Source organism: Acidobacteriota bacterium (assembly GCA_034211275.1).
Taxonomy (GTDB): domain Bacteria; phylum Acidobacteriota; class Thermoanaerobaculia; order Multivoradales; family JAHZIX01; genus JAGQSE01.
Genome location: JAXHTF010000179.1, coordinates 1 through 13,847, shown reverse-complemented (window position 1 = coordinate 13,847; position 13,847 = coordinate 1). Strand labels below are relative to the sequence as shown.

Sequence of the window (13,847 nt, the reverse complement as noted above, 5' to 3'; positions counted from 1 at the left end):
TCCACCTCGCGCCCCTGATACTTTTACTTTTAGTCAACAATTACGACACCAGTTAGGGGGACTAGCTTTAATAGCTATTGCTGAAGTTTCTCCTTGGGAGAGAGTGCTGAGAAGGGAAATCTCCTGCAGCTGCACCGGAGGCTGGCCGCAACCGGCCAACAGCCAAAAAGCGAAAGCTCCCGCCGCCAGCATCGCCGGCCGCGGGAGCGCATCGCGCCGAAATCGGCTCATCCGAAGTCGTCGAATGCGATGTTCTCCGGTTCCACCCCGAGGCTGTCGAGCATCTTCATGCACGCATCGAGCATCAGCGGCGGACCGCAGAGGTAATACTCGATATCCTCCGGCGCCGGGTGATCCTTCAGATACTCGTCGTAGACCACCTGGTGGATGAAGCCGGTGAAGCCCTCCCAATTGTCCTCTTCCTGAGGCTCGGACATCGCCATATGCCATTCGAAGTTGTCGTTCTCGGCGGCGATCTCGTCGAAGTCCTCGATGTAGAAGGCTTCCCGCAGGCTGCGCGCGCCGTACCAGAACGTCACCTTGCGGTCCGTATGCAGACGGCGGAACTGGTCGAAGATGTGGGAGCGCATGGGCGCCATGCCGGCACCGCCGCCGATGAACATCATCTCGTTGTCCGTGTCCTTGGCGAAGAACTCGCCGAAGGGGCCGGAAATGGTCACCTCATCCCCGGGCTTGAGACCGAAGATGTAGGAAGACATGATGCCCGGAGGCGCATTGGGGACCTTCGGCGGAGGCGTGGCGATGCGCACGTTGAGCATGATGATGCCCTTCTCCTCCGGATAGTTGGCCATGGAGTAGGCGCGGGTCACGGACTCCTTGACGATGGACTCGATCTTCCACAGGCCGAAGTTGTCCCAGGCGTCCCGATACTCTTCTTCGATCTCGAAGGTCTCGTATTTGACGTGGTGCGGCGGGCACTCGATCTGGATGTAGCCACCGGCGCGGAAGGGCACTTCCTCACCTTCCGGCAGCTCCAGCACCAGCTCCTTGATGAAGGTCGCCACGTTGTGGTTCGAGCGCACGTTGCACTTCCACTTGCGGACGCTGAAGATCTCCGGCGGCACCTCGATCTTCATGTCCCCTTTGACCTTCACCTGGCAGGACAGGCGGCAACCTTCCCGCGCCTCACCGCGGCTGATGTGGCTCTTCTCGGTGGGCAGCATGGCGCCGCCCCCCTCGGTGATGTTGACCTTGCACACACCGCAGGTGCCCTTGCCGCCGCAGGCGGAGGGGATGAAGATCTTGTGGTTCGACAGGGTGTTGAGCAGATTGCTCCCCGCCGGCACCTTGAGGGATTTGGACTCGTCGTCGTTGATGATGATGGAAACGTCGCCGCTGGCCACCAGCTTGCTCTTGGCGACCATCAGGATGGTCACCAACGAGAGGATGACGGCGGTGAACATGAGCACCCCGAGAGCAATGGTCATATCGTCGAGCCTTTCGACAAGGTCTTGAAAGTCCGGGTCTTGAAGATCTGGGTCTTGAAGATCTACGTCTTGATGATCTGGATCAGAGCTGGATGCCGGCGAAAGCCATGAAACCGATGGCCATCAAGCCGGTGACCATGAAGGTCATGCCCAAGCCGCGCAAGGCCGGCGGCACGTTGCTGTAGCGCATGCGCTCGCGGATCGAGGCCAGGGCCACGATGGCGAGGGCAAAACCGACGCCGCTGCCGAAGCCGAAGACGACACTCTCGCCGAGGTCGTAGTCGCGCTCCACCATGAACAGCGAGCCGCCCAGGATGGCGCAGTTGACGGCGATGAGGGGCAGAAAGACCCCCAGAGCGTTGTACAGCCCGGGCACGAATCGGTCGAGAAACATCTCCACCAGCTGCACCATAGCCGCGATGGTTCCGATGTAGCAAAGGAAGCCCAGGAACGAGAGATCGTAGCCCGCCAGGCTCGGGTGCACCCAGGAGAGAGCACCGTCCTTGAGCAGGTAGTTGTAGATCAGGTTGTTGGCCGGCACGGTGACGGTGAGCACGAAGACCACCGCCAGGCCGAGGCCCAGGGAGGTGTCGACCTTCTTGGACACCGCCAAGAAGGAGCACATGCCCAGGAAGTACGCCAGGGCCATATTCTCGATGAAGATGGCCTTGACGGCCAGATTCAGATATTCCTCGAGCATGACTCTAATCCTCCTCGATCTGCTCGGTCTTCCAGCTGCGCAACGCCCAGATGAAGATGCCGATGATGAAGAACGCCGCCGGCGACAGCAGCATCAGGCCGTTGGGCACGTACCAGCCGCCCTCGGTGACCAGGGGCAGGATGGTGGCGCCGAAGAGCTTGCCGGAGCCGAAGAGCTCCCGCAGCACGGCGGTGCCGATGAGGATCATGCTGTACCCCAGGCCGTTGCCGATGCCGTCCAGCATGCTCATCAGCGGCCCGTTCTGCATGGCGAAGGCCTCGGCGCGGCCCATGACGATGCAGTTGGTGATGATCAGGCCGACGAAGACCGACAGCTGCTTGCTGATGTCGAAGAGATAAGCCCGCAGGATCTGGTCCGTGACGATCACCAGCGAAGCGATGATGGTCAGCTGGACGATGATGCGGATATTGCTCGGGATGCCGTTGCGCAGCAGGCTGACGAAGAAGTTCGACAGCGTGAGCACGGCGATCACCGCCGCCGACATCACCACCGAGGTCTCGAGCTTGGTGGTGACCGCCAGAGCGGAGCAAATCCCCAACACCTGCAGGGCGATGGGATTGTTGTTGAAGAGTGGGTCGATGAGGACATCCGTCTTGGCGCTCATCAGGCTGACCTCCGTCCATGGTCTGGATTCGAAGAAGTTCGAGCTGGATCTAGAAAGTCGGCGACGTTGCGGGCGTCGTCGGTCTGGCCACTGCGATACTGCTCCAGGTAGGGACCGAAGCCGTTGTCACCGAGCCAGAACTGCAGCAGATAGGTCACACCGCGGGAGGTGATGGTAGCGCCGGACAGGCCGTCCACCTCGTAGGGGTTCTCCTCCGGCGGACCGGCGGATCCCTTGATCACCGTGATGGCGACATCTCCCGCGTCGTCGAAGATCTTGCGGCCGGGCCACAGGTTCTTCCACCGCGGGTTGTCTACCTCACCGCCGAGGCCGGGAGTCTCACCGTGCTGATAGAAGGTCAGGCCCTCGATGGTCGAGATGTCCGGGCTGACGGCGACGAAGCCGTACATGGTGGACCACAGACCTTTGCCTTCCACCGGCAGCACCAGCAGCTTGAGGCCGCCGTCTTCGTTCTTCAGCTTGTAGATCACCGCTTTGTTCGAGACCCGTGGGATCTGAGCGGGGTTCTTCGGCGCCTCGAAGCTGGTATCCGGATCCTTCGACATCTTCTGCTGGTCGATGGTGGCAAAGTCGGCGGCAGGATCTTCCTCCTGCTCCACCAGATCGACCACCACCGGCTCGAAGGCCTCGAAGCGTTCGTGGATCTCCTCGGCGCTGATCGTTTCTTCGGAATCCGCCAGCCCGGCGGCGATCAGCACATTTTTCTGCTTGTCGAGGAGCTTGTTGACCTCCTGCTTCTCCTCCAGGCTGACCGCCGCGGAGGTGACCAGGATGGAGCACACCAGGCAAATGGCGGCGGCGAAACCGAGGGTGTACCAAGCGCTACGCGGCATAACGAGCCCTCCGTCGCTTGATATTCGCCTGCACCACGAAGTGATCGATGAGCGCGGCGAAGAGATTCATGAACAAAATGGCGAGCATCATGCCCTCCGGATAAGCCGGATTGACCACCCGGATGAGGATGGCGAGGATGCCGATGAACAGGCCGTACCACAGCATGCCCGCCTTGGAGTGGGTGGCGGTGACCGGCTCGGTAGCCATGAACACCGTACCAAAGGCCCAGCCGCCGAGCACCATGTGCCACCAGAAGGGCACGGAGAAGAAGGGGTTGGTCTCGGAGCCGATGCCGTTGAGCAGCATCGCCGTGAAGATCGAACCCGCCACCACGCCGGCGAGGATGCGCCAGGAACCGACGCCGGTGATCACCAGCACCAGAGCTCCGAACAGGCAGGCCAGGGCGGAAGTCTCACCCATGGAACCGGGCACCAGACCGACGAAGGCCTGCCACCAGGTCACCGAGCCGGAGATCAGCGCTTCCTTGCCCTGCACCGCCGCCTCGGCCAGCCAGGTGGCACCGCTGTAACCGTCGGCGCTGGTCTGGGCGGCGATCCACACCGCGTCGCCGGAGATCTGCGCCGGGTAGGCGAAGAATAGGAAGGCGCGGGCGGTGAGGGCCGGGTTGAGGATATTCATGCCGGTGCCGCCGAAGATCTCCTTGCCGATGATGACGCCGAAGATCGAACCCAGCGCCACCTGCCACAGCGGGATGGTGGGCGGCAGGGTGAGGGGGATCAGGAAACCGGTGACCAGGTAGCCCTCGTTGATGTCGTGCTTGCGCACGATGGAGAAGAGGGCTTCCACGCCGCCGCCGGCGGCGAAGGAGACGATGAGCACCGGCAGGAAGTAGAGGGCGCCGTGGACGAAGCAGGCGAGAACATTGCCCGGGTCCAGGGCCCCCTGCCCCATGAGCTGGACGAACAAGGCGGTCTGCCAGGAGTCGAGGGCCTGAGCGCCGCCTTGAATCGCCAGGTGAGCCTGATAGCCGGTGTTGTACATGGCCATCAAGACCGCCGGCACCAGGGCGACGACCACGGTGATCATCATCCGCTTGAGGTCCAGGGCGTCCCGCACGTGGGACGGCCCCGCGGTGACCTCACCGGGAGTGTAGAGGAACGTATCCTGAGCCTCCCACAGGGGGTAGAGCTTCTCCAGCTTGCCGCCCTTGTGGAACAGGCTTGCTTGTTTGTCGAGCAGGGATCGAAGACTCTTCATCAGCCTTCCTTCTCCAGGGTGGTGAGCACCCGCCGCAGCGCCGGACCGAAGTCGTTCTTGCCCGGACAGACGAAAGTGCAGAGAGCGAGATCTTCCTCGTCGAGCTCCAGAGCACCCAGCTCTTCGGCCCGTTCGAGGTCACCGACCATCAGCGCGCGCAGCAGGAAGGTCGGCAAGATGTCCATGGGCATCACCTGCTCGTACATGCCGATGGGCACGATGGCGCGCGGTGAGCCGTTGGTCGAGGTGGTGAAATCGTATTTCTTCGATGGGAAGAGGCTGGAGAGGTAAGCGCGGACTATCGAGAATTGATCCGCTCCCGGCGCCAGCCAGCCGAGCATGCGGCGCTCCCGATCCTCTTCCACCACCGAAATCTGGTGATGGTAGCGGCCGAGGTAGCCGAAATGCTCCCCTTGCGCCCGGCGGCCGGAGAGAACGGAGCCGGTGATCACCCGATACTCCCCCTCCTCCGGGATCTCCCCGGCGATGAGGGTGGCGGTGTCGGCTCCCAGCCGAGTGCGCACCAGCCGCGGATGCTTCACCGGCGGCCCCGCCACCGCCACCACCCGCTCGACGTCGAGACGGCCGGTGGCGAGGAGGCGGCCGATGGCCAACACGTCCTGATAACCGGCGTACCAGACCACCTTGTTACGGTCCACCGGATCGAGAACGTGGATCTGGTAGCCGGAAGTCCCCGCCGGGTGCGGACCGGTGAACTCTTCCACCTGCACCCGGTCGATGCCCTCGAGGCCCTCCAGCACCGTGGAGGGCGCCTTGCAGACGTAGACCGTGCCCTCGGTGAGCTGGGCCAAGGCTGCGACGCCGCGGGCGAAGTCCTCACCCCGTCCCTCGAGCACCACCGACGGATCCGGCGCCAGGGGATTGGAATCCATGGCGTTGATCACCAGCGAGTGGGGGTTGGCGGCGGGGTCCGCGGTGCGGCCGAAAGGCCGGGCCCGCAACGCCGTCCACAGACCGGATTCGATGAGTAGATCCTGCACTCCTTGACGACCGAGGACCCCGGGCTCCTTGCCGGAGTAGGCCTCGAAGGTCACGCAGGGCGCCTTGTCCGGGTTCTCCCTCTCGGCGTCGTCGAGCTCGATGACCAGGGCCTCGAAACGCCGCCGGTCCCCGCGGTGGACGGCCACCACCGTTCCGGAGCCGGGAGCGGTGAAGCGCACACCCTCGATCTTCTTGTCCTCGAAGACCAGCTGGCCGCGCTGAACCCGATCCCCGGGCTCCACGTGCATGGTGGGCTTCATGCCCACATAGTCATCGCCCAGCAGCGCCACGAAGCGCGGTGCCGGAGCGTCGCTGATGACCTGCTCCGGCTGACCGGTAATGGGCAGGTCCAACCCTCGTTTGCTCTTGTGTAGGGCCACGTTGTCTTCCTATCGCTGCTCGCCGGCGAAGAATATCGGCCGAATCTCTCCGGAGCGGGGCGTCGCCCTACCCTCTTCGATCCAGCTCGCCATCGGTCACCGGCGTTTGGTTGCTTGCTTGTGCTTAGGATAACCCTCAGAAGTGCTGATCGGCCAGCCATTTCGAGACCGCCGAGCGGCTTCGAAATCGTGACCTCTTTCGGTCTCTGGCCTGCCTCCGAGGCTATGTCCTCCGCCGCTTGTGCATTTTGTCACAATCTCCCGGGAAGCAAAAGGCTGTCCCGTGCCTGGGCGTTGTCCTGTTCGAGAGTCAGAGTCTTGCCCTCGAGTCAGATCGTAGCCGCCGTCAGATCAGAATCCCCGCCGTCAGCAACAGACCGAAGACCAACAACAGCCGCGCCGTCGACACCAGGGTGGCGTTGAGGGGACGGCCGCGCCGGCGCAGGGTCTGCACCACCACCGCCACCGCCCAGGGCGCGGTGAGCCACGGTAGATGGATGGCCGGCTCCGCCAGCCCCCGCAGATGCACCACGATGGTGGTCCCGTAGGACGCCACCAGCAGCAACACCAGCTCCGCCAGCGCTCCGCCACGCCCCAAACGCACCGCCATAGTGCGCTTGCCGGAAGCCTCGTCGGTAGCCCGATCACGAATATTGTTCACCACCAGAATGGCGGTGGCCAAACAGCCCACCGGAATCGCCGACCACCACGCCAGCTCCGGAACCCGCCCCAGGCTGGCGTAGACCGTGCCGCCCACCGCCACGAAGCCGAAGAAGAGGAGCACGAAAAGATCCCCCAGGCCGTGGTAGCCCAGCGGATACGGCCCACCGGTGTAGGCGATGGCGGAGAGCACTGCCAGTACTCCTACCACCGCCAGAGGCCAGCCGGCGAGCCACACCAGGTAGGCGGCGTTGGCAGCGGAGAGGGTCAGGGTCAGGATCATCCCCCGGCGCGCCTGGGCTGGAGTCAGGAGGCCCGCCTGCACCGCCCGCACCGGTCCCAGCCGCTCCTCCGTATCCGCTCCCTTCTCAAAATCGAAGACATCGTTGGCGAAATTGGCCCCGATCTGCACCCACAGGGCACAACCCAAGGCCGCCACCACCGCATCCCAGCGCAGCCCGCCGGCGACGGCGGCGCAGGCCGCTCCCACCATCACCGGCACGATGCCGGCGGTGAGGGTAGCGGGGCGTGCGGCTAGAATCCAAGCGCCCAAGGAGCCCGGTGCCGGCAGAGAGGATGCGTTCACGATAGCGGCGAAGATATCATGTCCAAGAGCCTGTTTCGGCTCCCCTCGCGAGCTTCCGAAGCGCCGTGCTTCTTGACTCCCCCCCGGGGGCTCCGTAGCATGAACATCCTTTGACCATGGAGCTCCACGACGAAGTCCTCGAAGCCTTGCGCCATGCGGTGGAACTTTCCCCCGACAGCGGCCCCTTACGGCGGCACTATGCCGAGATGCTGCTCAACCGCGGCTACGCTCGACAGGCGGAGGAGGAATTCCGCAAGGCCATCGACCTCGATCACCTGGACGCACCCTCGAAGTTGGGTCTGGCGCGGGCGCTCCACAGCCAGAATCAGAACTCCACCGCCCTACTCTTGGTCAAGCAGGTGATCCGCGACTCGGACCGCCCCGCCAAGGCTTACATCCTCTACGCCCGGCTGCTGCTGGCCCTGGGCAGCGTCGAACGCGCCGCCCGAGAGTACCGACGAGCCATCGCCAAGGATCCGGAAGCGGTGGACCCGGATCTCGCTTCGGAGCTGGGCTTGGCCACGGCGGTGATTCCTCCGGGGTCCCCGGAGCATCCAGCGGTGATGGCGGCACGGGCGGCGGGAGCCGGCAAGACGGCCGCCGCCAGGGCCACCGGTTCGACGGAAGGTCGCAGAGGCAGCCGGGCGATGCCACCGCGCTCCGCCGCCTCGGCCCTCAGCACCGCAAGCTCCGAAAGCTCGGGAAGCAAGCCTGGCCGTGGCACCCCAGGTCTCGGCGCCCCAGGCCTGGAGGACACCAATCCTTCTCCCATGGCGCCGCCGGCAGACGACAGCTTCGATTCCGCCGAAGCCCCGGACCCCAACATCTCCCCCACCGAGGCCTACACCCATCGCCTGCGGCGGCTCTTCGCCAGCCAGCCGCGCATCACCTTCGACGAGGTCAGCGGCCTCGACGGCGTCAAGCGCGAGCTCAATGCCATGCTGGTCCACCCCCTCAACCACCGAGACTACTACCGCGCCTACGACAAACGGCTGGGGGGTCGGGTGCTGCTCTACGGACCGCCAGGATGCGGCAAGACCTATCTGGCGCGGGCGGTGGCGGGAGAGGTGCTGGCGCCGTTCCTGGCGGTGCACATCCACGACCTGATGGATCAATGGCAGCAGCACGCCGGCGGTATGTTGCGGGAGATCTTCGAGCAGGCCCGGGACATGAGCCCGTCGGTGCTCTTTTTCGACGACGTGGAGACCGCCGGCACCCTGAGCCCGGTGAGCCGCCAGCTGAACCGCGAGCTCACCGGCGAGGACAACGAAGGGCTGATGATCCTGGCCGCCACCAACGCCCCCTGGGACGCCGATCCAGCGCTGCTCAACCCCGGGCGCTTCGACCGCGTCCTCTTCGTCCGCCCGCCGTCCCGGGCCGACCGTCTGGAAGCCCTGCGCCGGCTGTGCCAGGGCAAGCCTCAGGAGGAGCTCAAGCTTCCCGAGCTGGCGTCCTGGACCTCCGGCATGACCTTTGGCGATCTCTCCCGGCTGGTGGATTTGGCGCTGGACGCGGTGCTGCAGGCGAGTCTGGAGCGCGGCAACCCCCAGCCCCTCACCGCCCAGGCATTGATGGAAGCGGCCCGCCGCATCTCCGCCTCGGCGCCGCCCTGGCTCGAAGAAGCGCGGGAAATCCTGCGTTCCACCCGCGGCCCGGCGGATGTCTACGACGAGCTGGAAGAGTACTTGGCCAGCGAAGACAGCTGAGCCTGGCGCAGGGACTCCCGCTACCAGCCTCCGTCTCCCTCCCCCACTCAGTCCTCTAGCACCTCCCGCAGCACCTGGGCGTGATTCTGCTCCCGGTCGCGCACGGACACCAACAGCGTCACCGTCCCTTCGCTGGCCCAGCGGCGCAGCTGATCGAGGGCTTCCTGAGCTTCCGGCGCTTCCAGCTCCGCCCCGTAGCGCGCCCGGAATTCATCCCAGGAGACCTTCCCGGCGTGCACTTCCTTACGTAGCTCGTTGGAAGGAGCCACCTCCTTCATCCAGCGATCCAGCGCCGCCCGCTCCTTGCTCACCCCCCGCGGCCACAGACGGTCCACCAGAATCCTCCGGCCGTCCTCCGGCGCAGGGTCGTCGTAGACCCGCTTGATGCTCAGGCTCATGGAGTCAATCCTCCTTTCCGGCGGCCACACTCCCCTGCTCCGCCACTCGCTGCAGAGCCTCGCCGGTGAGCCGGAAGTGGCGCCATTCGTTCATCGCCACCGCTCCCAGGCTCTCGTAGAAGCGGATGGGACCTTCGTTCCAGGCCAGCACCTCCCAATCCATGCGGCCGCAGCCCCGGTCCCGGGCAATCCCCGCCAGATGCACCAGCAGCGCCTTGCCGTAGCCGCGACCGCGGAAGGCGGGGCGCACGTAGAGGTCCTCCAGATACAGGCCCCGGCGTCCCAGGAAGGTGGAAAAATTGTGAAAGAAGAGCGCAAGACCCGCCGGCTCCTCCCCCTCGTAGGCCAGCACCACCTCCGCCGCCGGAGTCTCGCCGAAGAGGGCGCGGTGGACGTCCTCGACGGTGAGCACCGCCTCGTCGAGCATGCGCTCGTACTCCGCCAGCTCGAGGATGAAGCGATGGATCAGGGTCACGTCGCCGGGCTCGGCGGGGCGGATGGTGAAGGGTGCTTTGGAGCTCATGCTGATGGATCTCCTGACGAAGGGTCTTTCGGGAAAGGCGCTGGAGAGGTCGATCCTATCCCGTCCATTCCCGAGCAGTCGGAAAGGACGAGGAGTTCGTCACAGTTGGGAATCCTCGCAGGCAACGACCGAGGTTCCGCCACCTCCGCCCGGGGATAAAAACCCCGGACTACTCAAATACCGCCGGCTCCGCCGGCTCCGGAACTCGAGATCGGCTGGGTGTTCCTCAGGGAGCCGGATTCATCCGGCGGTGCCTACTTAGCCCCGGGATTGATCCCGGGGTGGGGCTCCTGCATCCCCAAAAGTTGCCGACAAGAAGAGTGCCCGAGGCCCCTCTGTGGTAGATATCCGGCGGTGAAGACTTCGAAGGTCCCGAAACCAACCATCGACCGCCGCCGCTACCGCAAGGTGCGGTGGTTCTTCCTGCGCCTTGCCGTGCACCTGGTGTGGTGGGATCTGATCCTGGCCCGGCCGGGGCTGCGCCGTCTGCGCCGGCCGCCCCATCCCCGCTGGCAGCGGCTGGCTCGGCAGTACCGCGCCCTGGCGGTGGATCTCGGCGGCGTGATGATCAAGCTCGGCCAATACCTGAGCACCCGGGTCGACGTGCTACCCCCGGCGGTGACGCGGGAATTGGCGGGACTCCAGGACGAGGTTCCGGCGGAATCTTTCGAGAGCGTCGCTCGGCAGATGGAGGCGGAGCTGGAGGCTCCCCTGGCCCAGGTCTTCATGGATCTCGAGCCCGAGCCCCTGGGCGCCGCCTCCCTGGCCCAGGTCCACGGCGCTCGCCTCCTGGACGGTTCGCCGGTGGTGGTCAAGGTCCTGCGGCCGGGCATCGAGACCCTGGTGGAGACCGACCTGGCGGCTATCTCCGTCGCCGCCGGCTGGCTCGAGCATCTGGAGCTGGTGCGCAGCCGGGTGGATCTGGATGCGCTGCTGGAGGAATTCCGCACCACCACTCGCCGCGAGCTGGACCTGGAGAACGAGGGGCACAACGCCGAGCGCTTCGCCGACAACTTCGCCGGCGACCACGGCGTGATCATCCCGGAGGTGTATTGGGAAACCACCCGCCGCCGCCTGCTCACCCTGGAGAATGTCGCCTACCTGAAAATCGGCGACGTCGAGGCCCTCTCCGCCGCAGGGATCGACCGCAAGGAGTTGGCCCGGCGCCTCTACCGCGCCTACATGGAGCAAATCTTCGTTCACCACTTCGTCCACGCCGATCCCCACCCCGGCAACCTCTTTGTGCGCCCCCTGCCGCTGCCGGGAGAGGACCCGGAGGGCTTTCCTCCGGGCACGCCGGTCCCGGACGCCGATCAGCGCCCGTTCCAGATCGTCTTCGTCGACTTCGGCATGGTGGCGGAGGTGCCGGAACGTCTGCGCCGGGCCCTGCGGGAGGTTCTCATCGGCTTCGGCAGCCGCGACGCCGGACGCGTCGTGCGCGCCGCCTACAGCGCCGGCATCCTGCTTCCCGGGGCTGACCTGGAGCAGCTCCAGGAGGCATTGGAAACGGTGCTGGACCGCTTCTGGGGCGTCGAGCTAGGACGGCTCAACGACCTCGCCCTGAGCCAGGCCCGGGAGCTGTGGCGGGAATTCGGCCGGCTGATTCTGGAGACGCCGGTGCAGGTGCAGTCGGAGCTGCTCTTCACCGGCCGCGCCGCCGCTCTGCTGGGAGGGCTGGCCACCCAGCTGGACCCCGGCTTCGAGCCCTGGAGCGCCACCATTCCCTTCGCCGCTCGGCTGGCGGCGGAGGAAGCTCGGGGGCCGGAGTGGGCGGCGGAGGCTCTGCGCCAAGGTCGGGAGGCGCTGGGATTGCCGGCGGAGCTGGCGCGGCTGGTGCGGCACACTCGGGTGGGCAAGCTGACGGTGCGCAACGCCCTGGCCCCGGACACCCGCCGCCGCCTGGACCGCCTGGAGCGCGGCCTGGCCCGCACCCGCACGGCGGTAGCGGCCAGCGGCCTGGCGGTGGCCGGCGCCGTGCTCTACGCCCTGGAGGCGGCCCCGGGGCTGGGCGCCGGCATGCTCGGCGCCGCGGCGGTGCTCTACCTGATGGCCTGGTGGCGCTGAGTTAGCAGAATCACACCGCCGCCAGGATGCTGAAGCCGGTGTCTACGAAGAGGATCTGACCGGTGATGCCGGTGGAGAGATCGCTGAGCAGGAAGGCGCTGGTGTTGGCCACTTCTTCCAGCGTCACGTTGCGCCGCAGGGGCGTCTTCTCCGCGTAGCTCCGGTACATATCGTTGAAGTTGGCGACGCCGCGGGCGGAGACCGTTTGCAGCGGCCCGGCGGAGACGGCGTTGACCCGGATATTGTGCGGCCCGAGCTCGAAGGCCAGCTGCCGCACCACGTGCTCCAAGGCCGCCTTGGCGGAGCCCATGACGTTGTAATTGGCCACCACCCGCTGGGAGGCGAGATAGGTCATGGCGATGATCGAGCCGCCCTCCTCACCCATGTGCTTCTTCGCCATGCGGGCCATGGGGATGAGGCTGTAGGCGCTGATCTCCAAAGCCATCTTGAAGCCGTCGGAGCTGGTCTCGGTGAAGTCTCCCTCCAACTCCTCGCGGCGAGCAAAGGCGACGCTATGCACGACCTGGTGGAGATCGCCCCAGCGCTCCATGTGCTGATCGAAGACGCGGTCGATGGCGCCCTCCTCGGTGACGTCGCACTCCACCAGCAGAGCGTCCTCGATGCCCTCGTCCGCCAGCAGCTTCTCGATGGCGCGCAAGAATCGCTCTCCCTGATAGGCGAGAGTGAGCTTGGCGCCGCCGGCGTGGAGGGCCTGGGTCACGCCCCAGGCGATGCTCCGCTTGTTGGCGATACCAAAGACGATCGCCTTCTTTCCCTGCATGTCGATCACCGTCTGGGTCATGGAGCGCTCCTCGAAAAGTCTTCTGCAAGCCGCGCGGATGAATCCAACCCGCCGCGCTGGCTGTACATTCTGTTGAAATCCCGCGTAGCCTACTGGAATCATCAGTGGGAAGAAAGTTCGGCTCGCCGCCGACTCGTGCCCGGGCGAAAGCCGGCGGCGGCCTGGGAAGGGACGCAACTATGACCTGGATGGCATCGAAGACCGTCGACCTGGATCAAGTCGAGGCCGGTCTGCGCCGCACCTGGCAGCAGGTGCGGGAGCTCACCGACAACCTGAGAACCGAGCAGCTGGGATGCTCCCCGGAGCCCCGACGCTGGTCCCTGGCCCAATGCCTGGAGCACCTGGTGACCACCGATGGCCTCTACCTGGACAAGGTAGAAGCGGTGCTCGCCAAGGCTCCCGCCAAAGCAGCCGGGCACGGAGCCCGGGGACACTTGCGGCTGTGGGAACGGCTCTTCGTCGGCAGCCTGGAGCCACCTCCCAAGATGCGCTTCCCCGCGCCCAAGATCTTCCTCCCCGCCGATGCCGAGACCGTCCCCAGCGGCGACAGCCCCGAACGCTTCTCCGAGCACCAGGAGCGGCTCCTGGCATGCCTGGAGCGAGCCCGCACCGTCGACCTCGACCGCACCATCGTCGTCTCCCCGGTGTCCCGCCTCATTCGACTGCGGCTGGGAGCCGCCTTCGCCCTGGTGGAGGTCCACCAGCGGCGCCACCTGGAGCAGATGCGCCGGGTCGCCGAGCACCCTGACTTCCCCGGGTAAGCTGCTGATTTGAACTTCGCGCACACTCTGTAGCACCTCGCCGCAGTCAAAGGCCGAGTCGGCTGCTAGACTCCCTGCCGGCGGGTGCTGGCCCCTGGAGGCCGGAGCTCCGAAAATCG

General features: G+C 65.7%; 13 protein-coding genes. 3 read left to right on the top strand and 10 right to left on the bottom strand.

The features are described 5' to 3' along the window. Window positions 1-227 precede the first annotated feature (227 nt). The 7 genes from nqrF to SX243_20560 all read right to left on the bottom strand — a co-directional run bounded on the left by nqrF (window position 228) and on the right by SX243_20560 (window position 7,474). Window positions 228-1,448, bottom strand: coding sequence for an NADH:ubiquinone reductase (Na(+)-transporting) subunit F (gene nqrF, locus SX243_20590; GenBank protein MDY7095382.1), 1,221 nt, complete (start codon window positions 1,446-1,448; stop codon window positions 228-230). Between the two features lie 82 nt (window positions 1,449-1,530). Next, window positions 1,531-2,148, bottom strand: a complete 618-nt coding sequence (gene nqrE / locus SX243_20585) for an NADH:ubiquinone reductase (Na(+)-transporting) subunit E (protein MDY7095381.1) — start codon at window positions 2,146-2,148, stop codon at window positions 1,531-1,533. Window positions 2,149-2,152: 4 nt separating this feature from the next. Beyond that, window positions 2,153-2,773, bottom strand: coding sequence for an NADH:ubiquinone reductase (Na(+)-transporting) subunit D (locus SX243_20580; protein MDY7095380.1), 621 nt, complete (start codon window positions 2,771-2,773; stop codon window positions 2,153-2,155). Further along, entirely contained in the window at window positions 2,773-3,627 is an 855-nt protein-coding gene (locus SX243_20575) for a Na(+)-translocating NADH-quinone reductase subunit C (protein MDY7095379.1), read from the bottom strand. The genes SX243_20580 and SX243_20575 overlap by 1 nt, the downstream gene beginning before the upstream one ends. Next, window positions 3,617-4,846: an NADH:ubiquinone reductase (Na(+)-transporting) subunit B gene (locus SX243_20570; protein MDY7095378.1), complete on the bottom strand. Its 1,230-nt coding sequence runs from the start codon at window positions 4,844-4,846 to the stop codon at window positions 3,617-3,619. The genes SX243_20575 and SX243_20570 overlap by 11 nt, the downstream gene beginning before the upstream one ends. Next, on the bottom strand, window positions 4,846-6,228 hold the full coding sequence (locus SX243_20565; protein MDY7095377.1) for a Na(+)-translocating NADH-quinone reductase subunit A: 1,383 nt from the start codon (window positions 6,226-6,228) through the stop codon (window positions 4,846-4,848). Before SX243_20565 ends, SX243_20570 begins: the two co-directional genes overlap by 1 nt. A 346-nt stretch (window positions 6,229-6,574) precedes the next feature. Further along, window positions 6,575-7,474: a 1,4-dihydroxy-2-naphthoate polyprenyltransferase gene (locus tag SX243_20560; GenBank protein ID MDY7095376.1), complete on the bottom strand. Its 900-nt coding sequence runs from the start codon at window positions 7,472-7,474 to the stop codon at window positions 6,575-6,577. 116 nt (window positions 7,475-7,590) lie between these two features. Here SX243_20560 and SX243_20555 point away from each other — a divergent pair, with 116 nt between their 5' ends. Next, on the top strand, window positions 7,591-9,180 hold the full coding sequence (locus SX243_20555) for an AAA family ATPase (protein ID MDY7095375.1): 1,590 nt from the start codon (window positions 7,591-7,593) through the stop codon (window positions 9,178-9,180). 47 nt (window positions 9,181-9,227) lie between these two features. On the opposite strand, the gene SX243_20550 is transcribed toward SX243_20555, so the two are convergent. Next, entirely contained in the window at window positions 9,228-9,578 is a 351-nt protein-coding gene (locus SX243_20550) for a DUF488 family protein (GenBank protein MDY7095374.1), read from the bottom strand. Window positions 9,579-9,582: 4 nt separating this feature from the next. Then, window positions 9,583-10,101, bottom strand: a complete 519-nt coding sequence (locus tag SX243_20545) for a GNAT family N-acetyltransferase (GenBank protein ID MDY7095373.1) — start codon at window positions 10,099-10,101, stop codon at window positions 9,583-9,585. Window positions 10,102-10,455: 354 nt separating this feature from the next. On the opposite strand from SX243_20545, the gene SX243_20540 reads away from it, so the two are divergent. Beyond that, entirely contained in the window at window positions 10,456-12,165 is a 1,710-nt protein-coding gene (locus SX243_20540) for an AarF/UbiB family protein (protein ID MDY7095372.1), read from the top strand. A gap of 10 nt (window positions 12,166-12,175) precedes the next feature. Here SX243_20540 and SX243_20535 read toward each other — a convergent pair whose 3' ends face one another. After that, window positions 12,176-12,967, bottom strand: a complete 792-nt coding sequence (locus SX243_20535; protein ID MDY7095371.1) for an enoyl-ACP reductase — start codon at window positions 12,965-12,967, stop codon at window positions 12,176-12,178. A gap of 188 nt (window positions 12,968-13,155) precedes the next feature. Between SX243_20535 and SX243_20530 the strand changes: the two genes are divergently transcribed. After that, window positions 13,156-13,728, top strand: a complete 573-nt coding sequence (locus SX243_20530; GenBank protein ID MDY7095370.1) for a DinB family protein — start codon at window positions 13,156-13,158, stop codon at window positions 13,726-13,728. Window positions 13,729-13,847 lie beyond the last annotated feature (119 nt).